The organism is Phaeobacter sp. JH20_29 (assembly GCF_048056175.1).
Classification (GTDB): domain Bacteria; phylum Pseudomonadota; class Alphaproteobacteria; order Rhodobacterales; family Rhodobacteraceae; genus Phaeobacter; species Phaeobacter bryozoorum.
Genome location: NZ_JAYMWO010000003.1, coordinates 26,534 through 46,807, shown reverse-complemented (window position 1 = coordinate 46,807; position 20,274 = coordinate 26,534). Strand labels below are relative to the sequence as shown.

13 protein-coding genes are annotated in these 20,274 nt (G+C 65.2%); 4 read left to right on the top strand and 9 right to left on the bottom strand.

The genetic code is table 11. The features are described from left to right. Positions 1–3: 3 nt before the first annotated feature. Together VWZ85_RS01465 and VWZ85_RS01460 are read left to right on the top strand one after the other, a co-directional pair. A complete protein-coding gene (locus VWZ85_RS01465; RefSeq protein WP_416586720.1) occupies positions 4–1,263 on the top strand; it encodes an efflux RND transporter periplasmic adaptor subunit in 1,260 nt (419 codons plus the stop codon). After that, positions 1,260–4,376 (top strand): efflux RND transporter permease subunit, encoded by a 3,117-nt coding sequence (locus VWZ85_RS01460; RefSeq protein ID WP_416586717.1) that lies wholly within the window; start codon positions 1,260–1,262, stop codon positions 4,374–4,376. The genes VWZ85_RS01465 and VWZ85_RS01460 overlap by 4 nt, the downstream gene beginning before the upstream one ends. 47 nt (positions 4,377–4,423) lie before the next feature. Here the strand turns inward: VWZ85_RS01460 and VWZ85_RS01455 are convergent, their stop codons facing one another. Both VWZ85_RS01455 and VWZ85_RS01450 read right to left on the bottom strand, forming a co-directional pair. Beyond that, entirely contained in the window at positions 4,424–5,626 is a 1,203-nt protein-coding gene (locus VWZ85_RS01455) for a helix-turn-helix domain-containing protein (RefSeq protein WP_416586771.1), read from the bottom strand. A 136-nt stretch (positions 5,627–5,762) separates the two neighbouring features. Then, positions 5,763–6,554, bottom strand: a complete 792-nt coding sequence (locus VWZ85_RS01450) for a helix-turn-helix transcriptional regulator (protein ID WP_416541842.1) — start codon at positions 6,552–6,554, stop codon at positions 5,763–5,765. 461 nt (positions 6,555–7,015) lie between these two features. Between VWZ85_RS01450 and VWZ85_RS01445 the strand changes: the two genes are divergently transcribed. Beyond that, positions 7,016–8,101, top strand: a complete 1,086-nt coding sequence (locus VWZ85_RS01445; RefSeq protein ID WP_416535304.1) for a Fic family protein — start codon at positions 7,016–7,018, stop codon at positions 8,099–8,101. Between the two features lie 56 nt (positions 8,102–8,157). Here VWZ85_RS01445 and VWZ85_RS01440 read toward each other — a convergent pair whose 3' ends face one another. After that, a complete protein-coding gene (locus tag VWZ85_RS01440) occupies positions 8,158–8,457 on the bottom strand; it encodes a DUF2218 domain-containing protein (RefSeq protein ID WP_340547764.1) in 300 nt (99 codons plus the stop codon). Between the two features lie 325 nt (positions 8,458–8,782). Here VWZ85_RS01440 and VWZ85_RS01435 point away from each other — a divergent pair, with 325 nt between their 5' ends. Then, positions 8,783–10,630, top strand: coding sequence for an ABC transporter ATP-binding protein (locus VWZ85_RS01435; RefSeq protein ID WP_416586713.1), 1,848 nt, complete (start codon positions 8,783–8,785; stop codon positions 10,628–10,630). A 55-nt stretch (positions 10,631–10,685) separates the two neighbouring features. On the opposite strand, the gene VWZ85_RS01430 is transcribed toward VWZ85_RS01435, so the two are convergent. The 6 genes from VWZ85_RS01430 to VWZ85_RS01405 all read right to left on the bottom strand — a co-directional run bounded on the left by VWZ85_RS01430 (position 10,686) and on the right by VWZ85_RS01405 (position 20,016). Continuing rightward, on the bottom strand, positions 10,686–11,537 hold the full coding sequence (locus VWZ85_RS01430; RefSeq protein ID WP_416586712.1) for a sugar phosphate isomerase/epimerase family protein: 852 nt from the start codon (positions 11,535–11,537) through the stop codon (positions 10,686–10,688). Further along, on the bottom strand, positions 11,534–12,835 hold the full coding sequence (locus VWZ85_RS01425) for a DUF6005 family protein (RefSeq protein WP_416586709.1): 1,302 nt from the start codon (positions 12,833–12,835) through the stop codon (positions 11,534–11,536). Before VWZ85_RS01425 ends, VWZ85_RS01430 begins: the two co-directional genes overlap by 4 nt. Beyond that, positions 12,832–14,136, bottom strand: coding sequence for an AMP-binding protein (locus VWZ85_RS01420; protein ID WP_416586706.1), 1,305 nt, complete (start codon positions 14,134–14,136; stop codon positions 12,832–12,834). Before VWZ85_RS01420 ends, VWZ85_RS01425 begins: the two co-directional genes overlap by 4 nt. Positions 14,137–14,139: 3 nt before the next feature. After that, entirely contained in the window at positions 14,140–15,885 is a 1,746-nt protein-coding gene (locus tag VWZ85_RS01415) for an IucA/IucC family protein (RefSeq protein ID WP_416586703.1), read from the bottom strand. Then, positions 15,872–17,695 (bottom strand): IucA/IucC family protein, encoded by a 1,824-nt coding sequence (locus VWZ85_RS01410; protein WP_416586700.1) that lies wholly within the window; start codon positions 17,693–17,695, stop codon positions 15,872–15,874. Before VWZ85_RS01410 ends, VWZ85_RS01415 begins: the two co-directional genes overlap by 14 nt. A 326-nt stretch (positions 17,696–18,021) precedes the next feature. Next, positions 18,022–20,016: a TonB-dependent receptor plug domain-containing protein gene (locus tag VWZ85_RS01405; RefSeq protein WP_416586697.1), complete on the bottom strand. Its 1,995-nt coding sequence runs from the start codon at positions 20,014–20,016 to the stop codon at positions 18,022–18,024. Positions 20,017–20,274: the final 258 nt, after the last annotated feature.

Below are 20,274 nucleotides of genomic sequence, written 5' to 3'. Positions count from 1 at the left end.
TCCATGGCGTCTCCGCTTCACTCGAAACTGCGGGGCAGGGCAGGGGAGGCGCGGCGGAAGACCGCGCCGCCAACCGGCCCCGCTGCCGCCGTGCCGCCGCTCTCTGCCGTTACCGGGGCCGCTCCAGCGGCGCCGGTTGAGCTGGTGTTTGTCAGCGATGCCAGGGCGACTTGGCCGCCACTGCTGGCGGCGGCGATCTATCTGGGGCTGGTGGTCTGGATGCTGGTCGGGCTGTTCTGGCCCGCCCCCCCGCTGCCGCCGCCTGATGGTGGGAATTCCTCCGTAACAGAGCCTGTTTCTGTCGCTGTGCAGCTGTCACAGGCGGCGCCGGTGACGCGGCTGCTGCACGCCGAGGGGCATAGCAGGGCTGACCGGGACGCCACCCTGCGGGCGGAGATGTCGGGCCATGTGGCCACCGTTGCGGTGGCGAAGGGCGCACGGGTTGCGCAGGGGCAGATCCTCGCCACCTTGCAGGCCGGTCCCCGGCAGGCGGCACTGGCGCGGGCGGAGGCCTCGCAATTGCGGGCCGAACGCGAGTACACGCGCGCGGCGGCGCTGCATCAGCGGGGATCGGCCACCGATCAGCGGCTGAGCGAGGCGCGCGAGGCGCTGGCCGTGGCCAAGGCGGATCTGGCCGCGGCCCGGCAGGCTCTGGCGGAAACGCAGCTGACCGCGCCCTTTGCCGGGCATCTCGAAGCCTTGGACCTCACCCCCGGTGCCTATGTGCAGGAGGGGGCCGAGGTGGCGCGGGTGGTGGCGCTGGATCCGCTGCGGGTGGTGTTTCAGGTGCCCCAGCACCAGCGCGGCTCCCTGACCGAGGGGGCCATCGCGCAGGTCCGGTTTCTGGACGGGCGCAGCGCCGAGGGGCGGCTGAGTTTTCTGGGGCAGAGTGCGGCGGCAGAGACCCGCAGCTTCACCGCCGAGCTGACGCTGGCCAATCCGGCGGAGCGCAGCGCTGCGATCCCGGCCGGGGTCAGCGCCCGGATCGAGGTGCCGCTGGATCAGGTCCAGGCGCATTTCCTGTCACCGGCGCTGCTCTCGCTGGATATGGCGGGGGGGCTGGGCGTCAAATCTGTCGATGACACCGACCGTGTGGTCTTTACCCCGGTGGAGATCGTCCAGTCAGCGCGCGACGGCGCCGGTGTCTGGGTCAGCGGCCTGCCGGATCAGCTGCGGCTGATCACCGTCGGACAGGGTTTTGTCAGCGCAGGCGAACGAGTGCGGCCCGGCGGCGATGGCAATGGCGCGGCGGATCCGTCGTGAACGGCATATTGGCGGTGATCTTTTCCCGCAGCCGCGCGGTGATCCTGATCTTCGCGGCGCTGCTCTGCGCCGGGGCCTATGCCTATGTCAGCATCCCCAAGGAGAGCAATCCCGACATTCCGATCCCCTTTGTCTATGTCAGCACCAGCCTGTCGGGGATATCGCCGGGTGACAGTGAGCGGCTGCTGGTCAAGCCGCTGGAAACCGCGCTGAGCGGGCTGGCGGATCTGAAGGAGATGAAGGGTCACGCCTATGAGGGCTATGCCAGCGTGACGCTGGAATTCGAGGCAGGTGCTGATGTGGCAGAGGCGCTGGACCGGGTGCGGGTGGCGGTGGATCAGGCCCGCCCGGACCTGCCGGAGGCCGCGACCGAACCGGTTGTGATCGAGATCAACACGGCACTGTTTCCGGTGCTGACCACGGTGCTGTCCGGGCCGGTGCCGGAGCGCAGCCTGAACCGGATGGCGCGCGAGCTGAAGGCACGGCTGGAGGCGGTTTCGGGCATATTGGAGGTGGATATCGGCGGCGGTCGTTCGGATCTGCTGGAGGTGCTGATCGACCCGGTTGCCTTTGCCACCTATGGGCTGTCCTTCGAGGCGCTGGTGGGACAGATCAACCGCAACAATGCGATGATTGCCGCCGGGACCATCGACGGTGCCGCCGGGCGGTTTGTGCTGAAGGTGCCGGGGCTGGTCGATGGGGCGCAGGATCTGATGCAGATGCCGGTCAAGGTGCAGGGCGGTGCGGTGGTGACCCTTGGCGATATCGCAGTGGTGCGGCGGCGGTTCGAGGATCCGCGCAGCTTTGCCCGGATCAACGGCCAGCAGGCGCTGACGCTGGATATCACCAAACGCAGCGGCGCCAATATCATCGAGACGGTGGCGGCGGCAAAGGCGGTGATCGCAGCGGCGCGGCAGGAGTGGCCGCAGAGCGTCAAGATCGACTATCTGCTGGATGAGAGCCGCGAGGTGGAGACCATGCTGGGCGATCTGGAGGCCAATGTGGTGGCGGCCATCGTGCTGGTGATGCTGGTGGTGATCTATGCGCTGGGGCTGCGCGCGGCGCTGCTGGTTGGCCTGTCGATACCGGGGGCGTTCCTGGCTGGTGTGGCGCTGCTCTGGGCGCTGGGGATCACGATGAACATCGTCGTGCTGTTCTCGCTGATCCTGGTGGTCGGAATGCTGGTGGACGGCGCCATTGTCACCACTGAACTGGCGGATCGCCATTTGCAGGAGGGCGCGACCCCGGCGCAGGCCTATCGCGCGGCGGCGGGGCGGATGGCGGGGCCGCTGATCTCCTCGACCGCGACCACGCTGAGCGTGTTTGTGCCGCTGCTGTTCTGGACCGGCACCACCGGTGAGTTCATGAAATTCCTGCCGATCACCGTCATCGTGACTCTGGCGGCATCGCTGCTGATGGCGCTGGTGTTCATCCCGGTTCTGGGGGGCGTGATCGCGCGGCGGTCGCCGCAGACGGCGGCGGCGAAACGGGCGTTGTATGCGGCGGAATATGGTGATCCGCGCCTTGGCCGTGGGACGGCGGGGCTATATGCGCGGATGCTGGCGCGCGCACTGCTGTTTCCGGGCACCACCGTTCTGCTGAGCCTTGCGCTGTTGATCGCGACCTTTGGCCTATATGGGACATTCGGCGCGGGGCTGAGCTTTTTCCCCAAGATAGAGCCTGAATTCATGCAGGTTCAGCTGCGTGCACGGGACAATTTTTCGATCCATGAACGCGATGCGCTGGTGCGGGTGGTGGAGGATCAGCTGCTGCGCCGCGATGGGATTGCCAGCGTCTATGCGGTGGCCTCGCTGGGCGGGGGTGATGATCTGGACCTTATCGGCACCATTCAGCTGGAGCTGGATCCCTGGGACCAGCGCCCGCCCGCAGCGGAGATTGGCGCTGGGATCCGTGCCGAGGTGGCGGCTCTGCCGGGGGTCGAGGTGCGGGTGGAAACCGAGGATGACGGGCCAAGCGGGGCCAAGCCGCTGGATCTGCATGTCACCGCCCGCGACCCCTCGGCGGCCGAGGCGGCGGTGGCCCGGATCCGCGAGATCATGGGCGGGATTGGCGGGTTCACCGATGTTGCCGACAGCCGCGCCCTGCCGGGGGTGGAATGGCGCATCGAGATCGACCGCGCCGAGGCCGCGCGCTATGGCGCGGATCTCAACCTTGTGGGGCAGGCGGTGCAATTGCTGACCCATGGCGTGACCGTGACCACATTCCGGCCCGATGACGTGGCGGAGTCGGTGGATGTGCGGGTGCGTTTTCCGGCGGCTGATCGCAGCTTTGACCGTTTGCGGCAGCTTCAGGTTCCGACCAGCGCGGGGCTGGTGCCGATTGCCAATTTCACACGCTTTGCACCGGTGCCGCGCTCCGGCGCGATCGAGCGGCGGGACCAGTTGCGGGTGCTGACGCTCTCAGCCAATGTGGCGCCGGGGCTGCTGGCCGATGCGCAGATCGCGCGGCTGCGTCAGGCGCTGGACCGGGCCGATCTGCCAGACGGCGTAAGCTGGCAGTTCCGGGGCGAGGCAGAGGAGCAGGATGCGGCGATGCGGTTCCTGATCCTTGCCTTTGTGACGGCGGTTGTGCTGATGGCGGTGATCCTGATCGCGCAGTTCAACAGTTTCTATCAGGCGGCGGTGGTGATGTCGGCGATTGTCTTTTCCATCGCCGGGGTGCTCCTTGGGCTGCTGCTGGCGGGGCGGCCGTTTGGTGTGGTGATGGGCGGCATCGGGGTGATTGCGCTGGCGGGCATCGTGGTCAATACCAATATCGTGCTGATCGACACCTATAATGCGCAGCGGCAGGCCGGGCAGTCGCCTCATGAGGCGGCGCTGCGCGCAGGGGCGCTGCGGCTGCGGCCGGTGGTGCTGACGGCGCTGACAACGGTGCTGGGGCTGATGCCGATGGTCCTGGGGTTGAAGCTGGATCTGCTGGCGGGCAGCATGGTGTTTGGCGCGCCGTCCAGCCAGTGGTGGACCGAGCTGTCGACAACCATCGCGGGCGGGCTGGTGGCGGCAACGCTGCTGACGCTGCTGGTGACCCCGGCGATGCTGGTGCTGGGCGCGCGTGGCCGCAGCTGGCGGGGTCAGCGGGCGACGGGTGGCTGAGAGCGGCAGCGGCAGGCCACCGGCCAGCTGCTGCCCCGTCGTCGGCGTCAGGTCGATGGGGCGGCGCTGCCGCGGGCGGCACGCAGCGCAGAGGGGGTGGTGTTCATCTCGCGCTTGAAGGCGTTGTAAAAGGACGAACGCGAATTGAACCCGACATCATGGGCGATCACCAGAATGGTCTCATCGCTGTCATGCAGCTGTTTCACCGCATCCTGAATGCGCCATTTGTTGACGTAATCAAAGAAATTCGACTGAAGCGTCATATTCAGCGTCTGCGAGACGTAGTTTGAGGTGACGCTGATATGTTTGGCCAGATCCCAGAGCGACAGGTTGGGATCGCGGTAGAGCATATCCTTGGTCATGGCGCGTTCGATCTTGGCCGCGATACGGGCCGCGTGATCGTCGGTGAGCGCGGAGCGTTCGTATTTTGCGGTGGCCAGTTCCCGCTCGGCGGGCGGCTGCGTGTCGCCGCGCGGTTTCGGCATCAGCCCCGGCTGCTGGCGCACGCCCCAGACGCCGATCACCCAGGTGATGGCGAGGCTGGACAGGCCATTGGTCAGGTCGGAGGCTTCGCTGAACAGGATGAACAGCTCAAGACCAAAGAGGTCGGCCAGAATCTCGGCGACACTGAGCAGGAGATAGGCGGAGACTGTGGTGGTGATCCACCAGACCCAGGTCAGCTCGCGGTCCTCGGTGGTGGCAAACAGATCCTTCAGGCGCGTGCGATATCGCGACAGCATCCGCATGATCAGCCCCAGGTAGATGGCGACCTGGCAGTAAAACAGCACTTCGACCAGCTGGAAGTAGATCAGGATCGCCTGAATATACTGGCTGAGGTCCGCGAACTCCAAATCATTCTGGGCGAACAGGGATTTCGGGATGGTCCAGAACAACACCACCATGCTGATCGCCAGCAGGATGGGCACCGCGTGCCAGAACCTTTGTGTGACCGGGGGGCCGTCATCCTCGGAGGTGAGGCCACGCACGTAGAGCCAGAGCAGCAGCGGCTGGGCAAACACGGCGGGCACATGCAGGCTGTTGAAGCGCGCGACAAGATAATCATAGGCGTCATCGGTGACCACCAGATCAAGGATGCCGAGCATTTCGGTAACGGATTGAGTGATGAAGAACAGCGCCAGCGGCACATAGATGCGCTGATGGCGTTGGTGCAGCAGCAGCTGATTGGTGCAGAACAGCGCCATGCCGAGGTGAAAGGCCGACAATGCCAGCAGGTATTTATCGTCCACCATCACGCGCCCGATCCTGAAATTCCCTATCTGGCCTTTAGCAGCGGGCTGCGCTGATGGACAGATCTGCGGGCGGTCTGGCTGTCCTTTCCAGCAGGGAAGAACGCCGGACAGGGGGCAGGGGCGGCTTTTTTTGACCCTAGGGGCCGGGCCTCGCGGAGGGCCGGATCCTGGCGAGCACGCCGATCGCCTCGACCCGGTTGCGGACGTTCAGTTTGCGGTAGATTGAATGGGCGTATTCCGAGACCGTATGGGGCGAAATCTTGCAGATTGCCGCGCATTCCTTGGTGGTCAGCCCCTGGCTGAACAGATAGAGCACCTCGCGTTCGCGCGGGCTGAGCCGGGTCAGCGCCTCCGATTGCGGGGCGATCAGGGACCGGTTGAACGCGGCCTCTGCCGGGGCGTCGGCGGGGGGCTGTTCCGGGGCCGCCGCCGCGGGCTGTCGCAGCTCCTCCATGCGGCGATGGATGATCATGCAGAGAAAGCGCAGGCTGTCGGTCTTGCCCGCGACGTGGGCGAGAAAATCGGCCCGGGTCAGACTGGTGCCGATGTTGAAACCGCCGAACCGGTCGGAACCTTGCAGCCGAACCGGGATGGCAATGCCGGCGCGAAACCCGCTCTTGACCGAGGCGTCGCGGATGAAGGCGGTTTCCGCAGCGGCCAGATAGGGGTGATCGGCCAGAAACTCCGCCCCGGTGAACTGCGGCTCGTAGCTGTTGCAGCAGTGATCCAGAAACGGATCCCGATGGCTGGGCAGCTGCTGGTAGATATCGGGCAGGTTGGTCTGGATATGTGGATGGCTGCGGTCGCCGTCCACGGTCAGGTAGATGGCGTAGTCAAATCCCATCGCAGCAAAGACCTGCAAGCTCTGCGCCCAAAGCTCGGCGATGCTGGTGCAGCGTTCCAGACTGTCGATATCGGTCCAATCCACGACGATACCCCCTAATGTTAAGGGATAACACCTGCGGTGCCGCATTGCTAGCGTGGCCGAGGCGCCGGGGATACGGCCATGTCTCTCCTCGGATATGTTGGGCAAGGCTGTGGTCCGGCGCTGGTGGCCTGTTGTGAGTGCGGGGCATCTGAGTGTTTTTGACCGCCGCGGATCCGGTGTGAGGCCGATGCGGGGCGGCGAAGACAGCAAAGCCTGATGGGCCTGGCCGAACGTCGCATTACCGCATGTCGTATTGGCCGGGGGAGGCGCAGGGTGAGGCCGAATTGAGCGATCCTCGCTGCTGCCGGGGCCGTGGCATCGCTTGCCGGGGGGTAAGGCCACGGTCGTCGGCGGCGCCATTTGACCCGCGTCAGCCAGAGGGCGGGCGGTGACTTGATTAGCGCCGCTATTCAGATCATAATAAGCCAAATTTTGATCCGATTAAGGGTGCTTATCACATCATGCCGCATATCTGGCAGTCTCCATCCTGGCCGCGCTTTGGCTATGATCCGGCACATATCGAACCCGAACTGGCCCGCGCCGCCGAGGCGGTGGGCGAGGTGACGGGGCTTGTCCACGGGCTGACCCCGCAGGAGCGCGAGGAGATGCTGCTGCGCCAGATCGTGCAGGAGGCGATGGCCTCCTTTGGAATCGAAGGCGTGGCACTGGATGCCAGCGAGATCGAAGCCTCGGTTGTGGCTTCGCTGCGCCATCGCGACAGGGCGGCGATCTCGCGGCGCTCGGATGCGGTGGCGGAGCTGATGCTGGCGGCGCGCCGGGCCGATCAGCCGCTGGACAGCGCGCAGATCCTGACCTGGCACCGGTTGCTGTTCACCGGCATGGAGGTGGAGGACCTCGGCCGCTGGCGACGCTTTGAGATGGAGATCGTGCGCTCCGCGACGGCGGGTCCGGGGGATGTGCTCTATAAGGCGCCGCCGCCGGATCGACTGGAGGCGGAGATGGCGCAGTTTCTCGACTGGGTGAATGCCGATCAGGGAATGCCAGTTGCGGTGAAGGCCGCGCTGGCGCATCTGTGGTTTGAATCCATTCACCCGCTGTCAGATGGCAATGGCCGCATTGGCCGCGCCCTGATCGAACATGTGTTTGCCCGCAACCGCGCGTTGCCGTTCTCGCTGTCGCGACAGGTGGAACGGGACAAGAAAGCCTATTATGCCGCCCTGCAGGCAGGGCGCAAAGAGGGCGCGACTGGCATGATTGACGCCACCGAATTCGTGCTCTGGTTTCTGCGCACGCTGACACGGGCGGCGGCTTCGGCCCGCGATGAGGCGGGGTTTATTCTGCGCCGCAACCAGTTCTTTCTGCGCTACGGACCGGTGTTGAATGATCGCCAGAGCCATGCGCTGCGTCTGCTGTTTGAGCAGGGGCCGGAGCGGCTGGCGGTGGGGCTGAGCGCCAAATCCTACCGCAAGATCACCAAGACCTCTCCGGCCACCGCGACGCGGGATCTGCGCGCGATGGAGGAGGCCGGTGTGGTCACGCGGATGGACGCGGGCGGGCGCTCCACCGCCTATGCGATCCGGTTCTGACCTCTGGTCAGGTTTATATGTCTGACCTCTGGTCAGGTTGTGTGTCTGACCTCCGGTCAGGCAGGAGCCGTTGCGGAGGCCCAGGTCATCGCCTCAAATTCTTCTCGAAAGGCAAAGCGTTTCAGGTGATTGTCGATGATCTGGCGGGCGTGATCCAGCTCTTCGGCAGTGGGGGCGGTGACCTCGGCCAAGAGCCGGTCGGCGCTGGCGGTCAGCGTTGCAGGTCCCATGCCCAGAGCCACGGTGCCCCGGCTGTCGTCATGGGTGACGGCGACCTTATGGGCAAAATGCTTGCACAGCTGTTGCAGGTATTTGGAGGCGTTGGGGGTGTCGAAATGGCCTGTATCCGTAATCATTGGGTTTAATCCTTAGTTTTTCTGTCAGCTTTGCAGGATAGAGATTCCGGGGCGCAGCGCAAGGTGAATTCGCCGCTGCCAGCCATGGTGCGCGGCGGGCCGCAAAATGGGGCGCAAGCCAGATTGCAGGACTTGGCGCATGGTGGATTATCCGGCTGACAAACCCATCCGGCGGCAGTAGAACGGCCCGGCTACGGTGCAGGCAGATGTCGCGACAGGCGCGGGAAGCAGCGGGTCACGGACCGTCACGCTGCTGTCCTGCTGATGCGAAAGACAGGCGACCCACATCTCAGGCGAATTTCAATTCATCCTTGAGAGGGGCGCTATGTTCCGGGCTTTTGAAAACCTTGTCGATCCGTTTGCGGCCTCGCAGAGGGCGGCGCCGCGTGCCGGTCTCTGGCCGTATCTGTGGCAGCAGCTGGCGCCCTATCGCAGATGGCTGCCGCTGATGCTGGTCACTGGCGTGCTGACCGCGCTGATGGAAAGCGGGCTGATCTTCTATGCCGGGCGGCTGGTGGATCTGATGACCGAGAGTGGCGCTGCGGCGTTCTGGGCCGATCACGGCGGTGAGATGATCCTCGCGCTGGTCTGTGTGCTGCTGCTGCGTCCGGCGCTGGTCGGGCTGAACCACCTGCTGCTGGAGCAGACCCTGTCCTCCAACCTGCAGGAACAGGTCCGCTGGCAGGCGCATCAGCATCTGCTGGGGCAATCGGTCGGCTTCTTTCAGCATGATTTCGCCGGGCGGCTCAGCAATCGGGTGATGCAGATGGGACCGGCGGTGCAGGACAGCGTGCATATGATGTTCGAGGCGGTGCTGTTCGCGGTGACCTATATGCTGGGCGCGGTGGTGGTGCTGTCGCAGATCGACGGGCGGCTGGCGGTGCCGCTGCTGATCTGGGTGCTGATTTACGGCGTCTACGTGCGCCATGTCGCCCGCCGTGTCGCGGCGACGGCGGAGAAATGGTCCGATGCGCGCTCCGGGGCGACGGGGCGGATTGTCGATGCCTATGGCAATATCGAAACCGTCAAGCTGTTTGCGCAGGGCGGGCAGGAGCTGGGTTATGCGCTGTCGGCGCTGCGGCGGCTGCGGACGCGTTACCAGCGGTTCATGCGGATGATGACCACGCTGGCCTTTGGCAGCATTGCCATCAACGGCGTGTTGATCCTGATCGTGGTGGCTCCGGCGATCTGGCTGTGGACGGTGGGTCAGGTCAGCGTTGGAGAGGTGGCCGCCGTCGCGGCATTGACCATCCGGCTGAACGGCATGAGCGGCTGGATCCTCTGGGTGACGATCCGCTTGTTTGAAAACATGGGCATCATCCGCGAGGGGCTGCGGTCGCTGGCAACGCCACATGCGGTGGTCGATGCAGCGGCGGCGCCGGCCCTGAAGGTCACGCGGGCGGAGATCCGCGTGGAGGGGCTGCATCACAGCTATGGCAAGGCATCGGAGGATGGCAGCGGGGGTGTGGCGGGGCTTGATCTGACGATCGGGGCCGGGCAGCGGATCGGCATTGCCGGGCCGTCCGGCGCGGGCAAGTCGACGCTGGTGTCGCTGCTGTTGCGGTTTGATGACCCGGACCGGGGGCGCATTCTGATCGACGGCCAGCCGATCGACAGCGTGACACAGGACAGCCTGCGCGCGCAGATTGGCGTGGTGACGCAGACAACCGCGCTGGTGCATCGCTCGGTGCGGGCCAATATCCTATATGGCAATCCCGGCGCCAGCGAGGCGGAGATGGTGATGGCCGCCAAACGCGCCCGTGCCCATGATTTCATTCTGGGGCTGCGCGATCAGGCGGGGCGGACCGGCTATGACGCCCATGTGGGCGAGCGCGGAGTTGCCCTCTCCGGCGGGCAGCGGCAGCGGATTGCGATTGCGCGGGTGGTGCTGAAGAATGCGCCGATCCTGATCCTGGACGAGGCAACCTCGGCGCTGGACAGCGCGGTGGAGGCGGAGATCGAGGAGACATTGCGGGATGTGATGCAGGGCAAGACGGTGATCGCCATTGCGCATCGCCTGTCCACGATTGCGCAGATGGACCGGATTGTCGTCATGGATCAGGGCCGCATCACCGAAGATGGCAGCCATGCCGCGCTGCTGGCGCTGGGGGGCACCTATGCGATGCTGTGGTCGCGGCAGGTGGGCAGCCCCTGCGCGTCGGCGGATTGCTGACGGCAGGCAGAGAACGGCGCGAGGATTGATCCGTGCCGTTCTCTGCCGCGCTGGCTCAGCCGACCGAGCGCGTTTTTTGTCCGGTCGGGGTCAGATCATCGGCGGCAAGCGCCCGGATCTCGGCGATGTCACCCGCAAGCGTCTGAAACACGGCGTCCCCGAACCATTCCAGCGAGGCCTCGCAATCGCCGTCCCGCTGCATTTCGCGCAGCAGGGCGCGGTAGTCATAGGCGCCCTGCATCAGCGGCACCATGCCCGCGCGACAGCCGGCGGCGCTGTAGACATTCGCCGGGGCAAAGACCGGCAGGCGGGTGCGGTCGGAGATGTTCTTCAGGTGGTAATGCGCAATTCTGGACAGCAGGGTCCGGCGCGCCGTCACCGGATCATCCCCGCCTTCCCAGACGTGGAGCGCGTCGAAATTGATGGCCAGCGCATCGTGGTCGGTGGCGTCGATCAGCGCCACGGTTGAGGCGAGCGTATCGGCCAGCGTGCCGGGATGGGTCTCCACCAGCAGGCGCAGCCCGTGATCGGCAGCGATATCGCAGGCGTGGCGCAGGGCGCGGGTGGTCTGGTCGCGGTCCGCCGCCGGGACCGTGGCGCTGGCCTGCATCCCGGCAAAGGTGCGGATCTTGTCCGCGCCCCAGCCCTGCGCCAGCGCACAGAGGGCGCGGGTTCGACGGGTCAGCTCCTGATAGTCCTGTAGGGGCAGGTAGTCGCTGATCATCGGGATCGACAGCCCCTGCGCGGCCATCCACTGGGCGTTATGGATCGCCAGCGGTGACTGATTGCGGGCATGAACACCCCAAAGCTCAATCCCCTGAAACCCGGTATCCCGCGCCCAGAAGGCAATGTCCTTCAGATCAATCAGCTGATGGCGAAAGGAAATCGTGCAGAGCGAGATCTTCATGCCGGCTCCCCCGTCCTCACCGCGGCAAATGCGGGCGGCGCTGGTATCTGTGACTGGCACCAGATCTGGAATTCGGTGTGAAGTGCCTCCTTGATGGCAAACTCCAGCCGGTCCAATGCGTCCAGCGCGGCGATCAGATCCGGCACCAGTGTGCGGTCTCTGGTATGGGCGATTTTCGCGGCAAGGAAATGCAGGCTGCGGAACCCCTCGCAGAGCGCCTCGACCTGATCGCAATTGGCGTCGAACGCGGCAAAGCTGGTGTCCAGCGCGCGCCAGAAGAAGGCAAAGGCGTGTTCATAGGCGTATTTGCGCAGGGATAGCACCGGAAGTTCGCGCAGGGCGATCTCCAGCTCCGGCAGTGCCAGAGGCCTGTCGGGACGGCAGTGATGCGCGATGATGCCGCGCAGGGCGTCCGTCAGCGGGTTGGCGTCCGGGCGGAAGGTCGCGTCGAAATAGGCCACGAGGTCCTGAGGCTCGGGCGCGCGGACGCGTGTGCTGTCGAGGATATAGCCGCCTGCCACGCTGGGCTGTGCCATGGCATTGAGGATGGCGGCGCGCGGCAGATCTCCGCGCCAGCGATAATCCGGGTCGTTCATATGCCAGACCTCGGGGTCGGCGGTCGGCTCGACAATGACGAAATGCGGAAACGGGTCCTGATTGTATTTGGTGTCCCGCTCCGGCAGGTGGAACATGTCGAGCATGACAACCAGCTGGCGGTCGGTGGCCGGGTTGTGGAGCAGTTTTTCAAAGCGGGTCAGGTTGTCGGATTTCGACAGGGCGGGATCGTGCCACTGGCTGACGCGGATGCCATACAGCCGTTCGACCCAGCGGATATAGTGATCCTGCGTCATCTCGGCGCTGTGATAGGCCAGATGCTGATGGGCGGTGATGGCAAAATCGCTGTCCCAGGTGCCAAAATAGAAGGGTCGGAAATCCAGCCCCTCATGCCGCCGGATCGCCGCACAGAGACAGCTGACAAAGCAATGCACGGTGATCTCGCTCGGGTCCTGATTGGCGGGCGCGGTCTCGGGTTCTGCGCTGGGAGGGGTCGGCGGGTCGGGCAGAAGCACATGGATCAGATCGGCGACGGTGACGAAATCCTCCTTGCGGAAGTCACGCTCGGGGATGGCCACGCCGTGGTCGGTTTCCAGATGCACCAGCAGGTTGATCAGCACCACGGAGTCGATATGCAGATCATCGTTCAGCACCGCCTCGGGGCGGAACTGCGCCATATGCGGATTGGCCAGCGGTCCGGCGAGGGTCTGCTGCATTGCGTGCAGCACGCTGTCGAAGGTCATGCGGGCACCTGCTGATCGGCTGTGTGATCGGTGCCGGATGCGTATCTGTTGGCGATGTCGCGGCGGCTGATCTTGCCATTGGCCTGACGCGGCAGGGCGGGGAGGCGGCGCAGGAAGGTTGGTCTCTGGTAGTCGGCCAGCAGATCGGCGCAGTGCGCGCGCAGCTGATCCTCGCTGAGATCCGGGCCGACAAACAGCAGCCCCACCCGCGAACCGGCCTGCGGGTCGGGCAGGCGAAAGGCGACGGCATCCTGCACATCGGGCAGGCTCATCACCGCGCGTTCGACGTCCTGCGGATAGACGTTCAGCCCGGCCACATTGATCATATCGTCCGCACGGGCGGTAAACACCAGCCCGCCATCGGCGGTGAGATAGCCCAGATCGCCGGTTTCGACCCAGTTGGTCGTGGCGGCATCCGTGGTGGCCGGTTCCCCTGTCGTCAGCTGCACGCGGACCGGGCCGGGCGTGCCGGGCGCGCCTGCCTGCAGGTCGAGGTGCGGCAGTGGGCGGCCGACATCGCAGGGCGCCCGCAGGTCCTGATTTATGGCGATACAGCCCACTTCGGAACAGCCATATTGCTGGAACAGATGCCGGGTGCGGGCGCGAATGGTGTGGAACCATGGATCGGGCAGCACGGTCCCGGAGGTGACGGCGGCGTTCAGTGTCTCGTCCGGGGGCAGGAGCCTCGCCAGCGTGTGCAGCATCGCAGGCGAGGTATAAAGCACCGGGTCTGGCAGCTCGCGCAGGCGGCGCAGAATGTATTTCGGGTTCACCGCATCAATGATCACCGGCACATGGCCACGATGCAGCGCCACCAGAACCCCCGGTATCAACCCGTAGGAATGGGTCACCGGGCAGGCGATCACCGGCGTCATCCCGGCCGCGCGGTCAAAGAAGGCGGCATAGGTGCGGATCTCGGTTGCGATGCTGTCCCAGCTGCGGGTGATCACCTTGGCCGCGCCGGTGGTGCCGGAGCTCATCTGCACCAGAACGCCTGCGCCGGGGCGCGCGCTGGCGGTCTGACCGGGCTGCCGGGGCAGCGGTTGCGGGACAAGATCATCCTCCAGAAACCAGTCGCATCCGGCCTTGGTCGCCATCTGTTTTGCGGCTTCCGCCGGGATATCGGCGTGGATTGGGAAAACGCCGGCCTTGTGGTCCTTTAGGTAGAGCAGGGTTGCGAGGCCGAGGCCGGTGTCGCGCATCCGCAGGGCGTAGCGGTGGTGCAGATCATTGCCAAGCGCCTGTTGCAGTCTTGGGTGCAGCGCGGTTGGATCAGAAAGGGTGTCGTTCAACACAAACATGGGTCAGCTGTCCTTTGCAGTGGCCAGAGGGTTGTCGATGAGATGGCGGTAGCTGCCGCGTCGGTCGGGGTCGATTTTGCGGGTGATCAGGCTTTCGGCGTGGATCTGGCGCGCAAAGGGAGCGAAGCCCGCCATGCGCTGTTGCTGCCCGTGATCGGCGGCGTAGCGGTCCAGCCGGTCGCGCAGGCGCTGCCAGAACCGGGTCTCCGGCAGGTCGAAATGGCGTTGCAGGAGGTCCGACAGATCCGCGAGGTTGAAGACAAAGAGCGTGTCCATCACCAATTCGCGCAGCCCGTCAGCACAGGAGAGCGCGTGGAACTGATCCGGCTCTGCGCTGGCAAAGGCGGGGTCAATCGCCGCCAGATCGGGGCATAGCGCGGGCTGCGACAGCAGGGTGTCGACATATTCGACACCATCGTGGAAATCGCGGGCAATGAGGCCGGTCGGCCAGCCGTTGTCATGCTGAAGGATGAGGTTCTGCCCATGGGCTTCCAGCCCGATGCCATGGGCCACCATCAGGTGCCAGACCGGCAGTACCGCCGTTTCAATCAGCTGCGCCAGCCAGCGGTCGCGCCCGTGGGCGGCAATCCAGGGGGCGATCAGCGGCTTGCCGTCCTCTTCTGTCAGGGCCAGCGCGTTGAACGGCATCATCTGATTGTCCGCCATACCGAGCGAGGCCGGGCTTTGCCGCCAGATCGCGGCCAGATGCCCCTCCAGCGCGGTGCCGCGCCCGGCGATGATGCCGGCATATTCCGGCAGCAAGGTCAGCGGATAGCGATCCTGCAACAGCGGGTCACTGGCGATCAGCGCGGCAAGCCAGTCCGATATCAGCGGCGCGATGGTGACGGTTTCGGGGATCAATGTGCGCAGGGACGAGGTGTTGCGCATGGTCATTGCGGTTTTGACATGGGCGCGCTGCGGCTGGTCGGCGTTCATCAGCGTGCGCACCGATTGGGTCGCCCTGTAGCGGTCGCCGATCTCGCCGAGGGGGATCAGCTGGCCTGCGGCGTGCCAGGCCTGCACCAGCGGATCCTGTGCCAGCTGGTCCCATTGCCAGGGGTGGACCGGCAGCAGGGCAAAGCCCTCGGCGCTGCGCATGGCGGCGAGGCTGCGGATGCGCTCCCATTCCGCCGGTCCCAGCTCACGGGGCCAGAAATCCGCATCGGGCAGGCGCTGTTGGACCAGCGCGGGGTGCAGCAGCAGCCCGATCAGGCGAAAACCCTGCCCTGCCTCAGGCCCGTAGCGGAGATGATCGCGGTCGCTAAAACCGCTGCGCGCCTTGTAACAGGGGTGGTAGGGGTGGCCTTCGTGGATGGCGCGCTCCATATCGGCGATGCCCAGCTGGTGCCGCCGGGGCGGGCGGGGGATCTGCCGGTGGTTGAGATCATCCAGATGGGCGGTGCGGTCAAGGTCGACGCGCAGCGCGGCCAGTGCCGCCGCCGGGGCCGTGAGCGCCGAGAGCACGTCCTCAAGCGCGGCGGGCTGCCAGCCGTGCTCCTGTGCCATCTCGATGCTGCCGGCATCCAGCCGATAACGGCCAAAGGCGCCACAGCGCCCGCTGGCGCGGAACGACCGGTTGCCGAGCTGCCAGCGCAATCCGCGATCGTGCCAGGTGATGTCTTGGGCGCAGCCTTCGCTCAGCAGCGCTTCGCATAGCTGTCGCAGCACCCGCAGCGCGCCGCGGGTCTGCCGGGTTTGCGGGTGGGGCTGTGCTTTGCCCAATGGGCACGCGAGGTCATAGACAGGCATCTTGCATCACCTCTCTGGTCTGGCGTTGCGGGGCGGCAATCGGATTGGGGATATCGACAAACAGCCCTTCCTGAGTGTCGGTCTGCAATTCATCCAGATCGTGCAGGCGGGTCAGCAGATTGGCCTTGGTCGCCAGCCGTGGCGCATAGAGCAGCTGCTCCACCAGCGCGCGCGCGGGTCCGGTAAAGCGCGGCCGCAGGCGGTGCAACTCATCGCGCAGCTGCTGCAGGAGCGCGTCTTCGCTAAGCAGCCCGTCGCAGCCCATGCGCCAGATCACCGCAAAGATCTGGTTGACCACAAGGTAGTAGGTCAGGCGGGCGTTGATATGGGTGCGGCTGAACACCAGCGCAGGCACATCGGCGAGGCTGGGCTCGATCTGGCGCAGCGGGGCAAAGGCATCATCGGTGATGAAATAGCCCTGATTGTCGCGGTAGAAGCCCTGCCGGGGCAGCCCCTCGGACAGATCCAGCAAGGCGTTCTGCTGATGCGCCTCAAGGGCGATGCCGTGCCGGTCATAGAGCGTCAGAACCGGGGTGAGCATACAGTCGAGATAGGCGCCGAACCAGCGCGTCGCCGCCTGTCTGCGGGTGCTGCGCTGGCGCGCGGCGAGATCGGCGATCTGCGTGGCCAGCAGCGAGGCACACCCCGGTCGCGGATCGGCCGTAAGTGCGGCGAGGGGGAAGATGCCGGCGCCCGCCTCACCTGCAAAAGGGTTCTTGCGGAAAATCACCTCGAAACCGCTTTCGCGGCGCTCCGGCAGGGTCAGGGTCAGATAGGCCGGATCGTCGATGATCTGAAACTTTGGCAGGCTGGTTGCGATGTTCAGGCGCCGCAGCAGCCGCGCCATCGCAACCCCCTGCTGCAATTCGCTGGCAAGGGTCACGCGCAGCGAATTGGTCAGCCGCACCGGCACCGAGAATTTGAGCATCCAGGGGCACTCGGCGGCAAAGACCGTCCGCAGGGACGACGTCGGGGTGAAAGCCGGACCGGCAGGCCCCAGATCGCGCAGCTGACCGCTGGCCAGCAGGGCCTGAACGGCGGGATCGAGCAGCAGCGCCTGCGCCTGAAGCGGATGGGCCGGGATCAGCTGCTCGCCCGGGTGCAGGCAGAGGCCATCGGTCAGGCCCCCAATATCGCGCAGGATCTGCGACAGCGGCGCGGCGGCGCTGTCCTGGCGGGTAATCTCGGTCCGGGCGGCAAATAGGTGCAGCTGGAACTCTCCCGCATATTCAGGTGCATAGGCCCGCTGCTGCCAATCGGTCAGGCCGTCGCGGCTTTTGGGTGTGGGATGCAGCCAGTGACCAAAGACCAGCGATTGTTCCGCCTGCCGGAACTGGTGCGGGCTGGGGCTCGGCGCGGTGCGCCGCAGCGCGGCTTCGATCTCGGCGTTGCTGTTGAAAATGGCGCGCAGGAACTCTGCCAGTCTGGCCGGATCCGTTGCGCCGGAGCGGTGAAAACACTCCTGCGCGATCAGGCTGATGGTCTGGACCGGTGGCGCCGGCTGCCAATAGGTTTCGCCGCAAAACCGCAGCTGCGCTGCGCCGAATTTCAGCGGGCCGGTCCGGGAGGTATAGCGCAGGCCAAGTCGCAGCACGGCGGGGATATGCGCCAGCGCAATGTCGATCCGGGGCGCGCGATCCGGGGCCGATGATCTGTGGTCGCCGGGCAGCTCGGGGCATTCGCGCAGGAAGCCGTTGAGCAGCGCCTGTAGGCTGGCCGCCAGCGCCGCCTCTGCGGCGGCATCCGGGTGGGGATCGGTCGGTGGGACCGACAGCGGGTCGGGGAACAGGCCTGTCTGATAAACCATCATCGGACCGGCCCCGCCGCCCGCATGGGGCGGTATGGAATTGGGTGCATCTCTTACAGCGCTTCCGCAGCGATGCCAGACAGCGCCACCGAAGAGGGATCCCGGCGGGGTAAGCGGTCTGGCGATGTTACAGGAGAACTGGCGGAATGCTGGCGGCTAAGCGGTGAGGAGACCCCAGCCGCCTTGGCATGATTTCATGCGTTGGTCTTAGGCAATACGGACATGTTTCAAAAGGGTTTTGATCGCCGTAGGTGTGTTTCTGCCGAAGGGGCGCGCCACAGTCTGGCGCGCCCGAAGGGTGAGGGCCGGAGCGGGGTCAGACCCGCCGCTCAGAAGGAGACATTGGCCACGATGGAGACCGAACGGCCCGGTTCCTTAAGCGTTGCAAAGCCGGGATAATCGCCGCCATAGGTGGCGCGGTCGGCGTATTGACGGTCAAAGACGTTGTTGATCTCGGCGCGGATCGAGACATTGTCATAGGCGGCCGGGCGATATTCGGCAAAGAGGTTCAGCACCTCGTAGCCTTCCAGTTTGGTTGTGGGGTCAACCTCGTTCAGCTTTGGATCATAGTCAAAGGCCGCGTCGATATGGCCGCCGACAACCAGGTTCCATTGAGGCAGCTCCTGCTGCACCTCAAGCGCCAGCACCTGTCCGATCGGGGCCCCGGAATCCAGCAGGTAGTAGCCGGAGGCGGGCGCGCCGTTGACGCGGGTTTCGCTGTCGCTGAAGGTCAGCCGGGCAAAGCCGCCCTCCCAGCCATAGGTGGCGCCCAGATTGTAGCCCCGGCTTTCGAAATCATAGCTGGTGACCACCGGGCCTGCGACGTCACGGGTGTCGTCGATCCTGGTCTGGAAAGCTTCTGCGCCAAGGGTCCAGTTGCCGCTCTGCCAGTCGGCGCCGATGACAACATTGCTGGCACGGCGCGGTTTCAGCGCCGAATAATCCCAGTCGCGGAAGAACAGGAAGTTGTCCTCGACCCCGATCCCGCCAAAGACGTTGGAATAGCCCGCCCGCAGGGACAGGGCATCATTGACGCTATAGACGATGGAGAGGTTGCCACTCAGCCCGGAGCTGTCCTGCTGATAGGGGCTGCCGCTCTGGCCGAAGTCCTGGCCGGTAAAATCGTTCCAGTCATAGCGCAGACCGGCGGAGACCTTCAGCCGGTCGCTGGGTTGCAGACGGGCCTGGGCAAAGACGCCGACGGTCCGGCTTTGTTCCGAGGGGCGATTGCTGCCCCAGAAATCGCCGCTTGCGGTGCTTTTCTGGTCCTGGAAGTCCACCCCGGCGGTGATGGTATCGCTCTCTGACAGGTGGAACCGGTTCTGGAAGGTCGCGGAATAGGTCCGGGTCACACCCACGCTGGTTTCTGTGGTGCCGATGCTGCCGATCTCATTCTCGGAAAACCCGATGGTGGCCGAGGGATCCCAGTTGCCGCCGCCGTTCACATCCTCGTAGCGCAGCGAATAGACCGTGCGTTTGGTGTCATAGACCGTGCCAAGCGGGTTGAAGGACGCGGTGCCGAAATTGGCGCGGCGGTTGCGCAGGGCGGTGTCCTGCATCTGCTGGCCGGAGAATTCAAACCGGTGGCCTTCGTCGGTCTGATAGGCCAGTTTCAACAGGCCGGCGGTCAGGTCGCTGCGGGTGCCGCCTACCGTGTCGCCGGCGCCATCGGTGTAATCGTCACCGGTCATGCGCTTGCCGTAGAGCAGGATCTCGAACCCGTCTGCCTGCCCGGCCAGCGTCAGAGAGCTGCCGAAGGTATCGCCGTTTTCGCCGTAGCTGAGACGTGCTTTGCCGCCAATGGCCTGACCGTCGGTCAGGATGTCCTCGGCGTCGATGGTTTCCATCACCACCCGACCGGCCAGGGCGCCGGGGCCTGCATCGGCCGGGGCCACACCGGGATCGACCCGGACGGATTTCATCAGGCCGGGGTCAAAGGCATTGGCGCTGGCGTGGTGGAACACGCGGTTGTTCTGGGACACGCCGTCGACCTGTACCGCCAGTTTCAGCATGTCGATGCCGTTGACGTAGATCTTCTGCGCCACCGGGATTGCCCCGCCCACCGACACCGAGGCGATTCCCGCAAAAAGGTCTTTCAGATCGCCCATCGCGGCGCGTTCGATTTCCGCATCCGCCACATAGACCGCCGTCGCCCGGTCAGCGGCTTCGCCATCGCTGTCGCGCTGCTTCACAAGGATGGGGTCGAGCGACAGGACAGTGTCGTCCTGCGCGTAACCTGTTGTTGCGGAAAAGAGAGTGAGCGCCGTGCTGCACAGCAGCCCGGTCATGAGGAGGGAGGATTTCTGTGCTGTTTGATGTGCCATGTTAACCCGCGTGATAATGTGCTGATAGCTTGGGGTAACCTGGCTTTGCCCCCGCTGGGGCCTTGGGTCTCATAGTGAGCATTGCGGCACCTTGCAAGCAGCGGTGGCAAAAAATCTTGCCTTACCTGTCTGCCTGTCTGGCTGATGGTCGGGCCCCCGCAGCGTGCTGTGGACAGACAGCGCAGGCAATGACGTCTGGACTTTTGCCCGGTCCCGGCCTAACAAGCGGGCGATTTTGAGCCAGCCATATCGCCAGCC

What these genes read in the sequence shown, in the direction of transcription:
- VWZ85_RS01465 (WP_416586720.1), top strand. Translation starts at nt 4, where the DNA reads ATGGCGTCTCCGCTTCACTCGAAACTGCGGGGCAGGGCAGGGGAGGCG.
- VWZ85_RS01455 (WP_416586771.1), bottom strand. Translation starts at nt 5,626, where the DNA reads ATGGTGGACGATAAATACCTGCTGGCATTGTCGGCCTTTCACCTCGGC.
- VWZ85_RS01445 (WP_416535304.1), top strand. Translation starts at nt 7,016, where the DNA reads ATGCCGCATATCTGGCAGTCTCCATCCTGGCCGCGCTTTGGCTATGAT.
- VWZ85_RS01440 (WP_340547764.1), bottom strand. Translation starts at nt 8,457, where the DNA reads ATGATTACGGATACAGGCCATTTCGACACCCCCAACGCCTCCAAATAC.
- VWZ85_RS01435 (WP_416586713.1), top strand. Translation starts at nt 8,783, where the DNA reads ATGTTCCGGGCTTTTGAAAACCTTGTCGATCCGTTTGCGGCCTCGCAG.
- VWZ85_RS01430 (WP_416586712.1), bottom strand. Translation starts at nt 11,537, where the DNA reads ATGAAGATCTCGCTCTGCACGATTTCCTTTCGCCATCAGCTGATTGAT.
- VWZ85_RS01425 (WP_416586709.1), bottom strand. Translation starts at nt 12,835, where the DNA reads ATGACCTTCGACAGCGTGCTGCACGCAATGCAGCAGACCCTCGCCGGA.
- VWZ85_RS01420 (WP_416586706.1), bottom strand. Translation starts at nt 14,136, where the DNA reads ATGTTTGTGTTGAACGACACCCTTTCTGATCCAACCGCGCTGCACCCA.
- VWZ85_RS01415 (WP_416586703.1), bottom strand. Translation starts at nt 15,885, where the DNA reads ATGCCTGTCTATGACCTCGCGTGCCCATTGGGCAAAGCACAGCCCCAC.
- VWZ85_RS01410 (WP_416586700.1), bottom strand. Translation starts at nt 17,695, where the DNA reads ATGATGGTTTATCAGACAGGCCTGTTCCCCGACCCGCTGTCGGTCCCA.
- VWZ85_RS01405 (WP_416586697.1), bottom strand. Translation starts at nt 20,016, where the DNA reads ATGGCACATCAAACAGCACAGAAATCCTCCCTCCTCATGACCGGGCTG.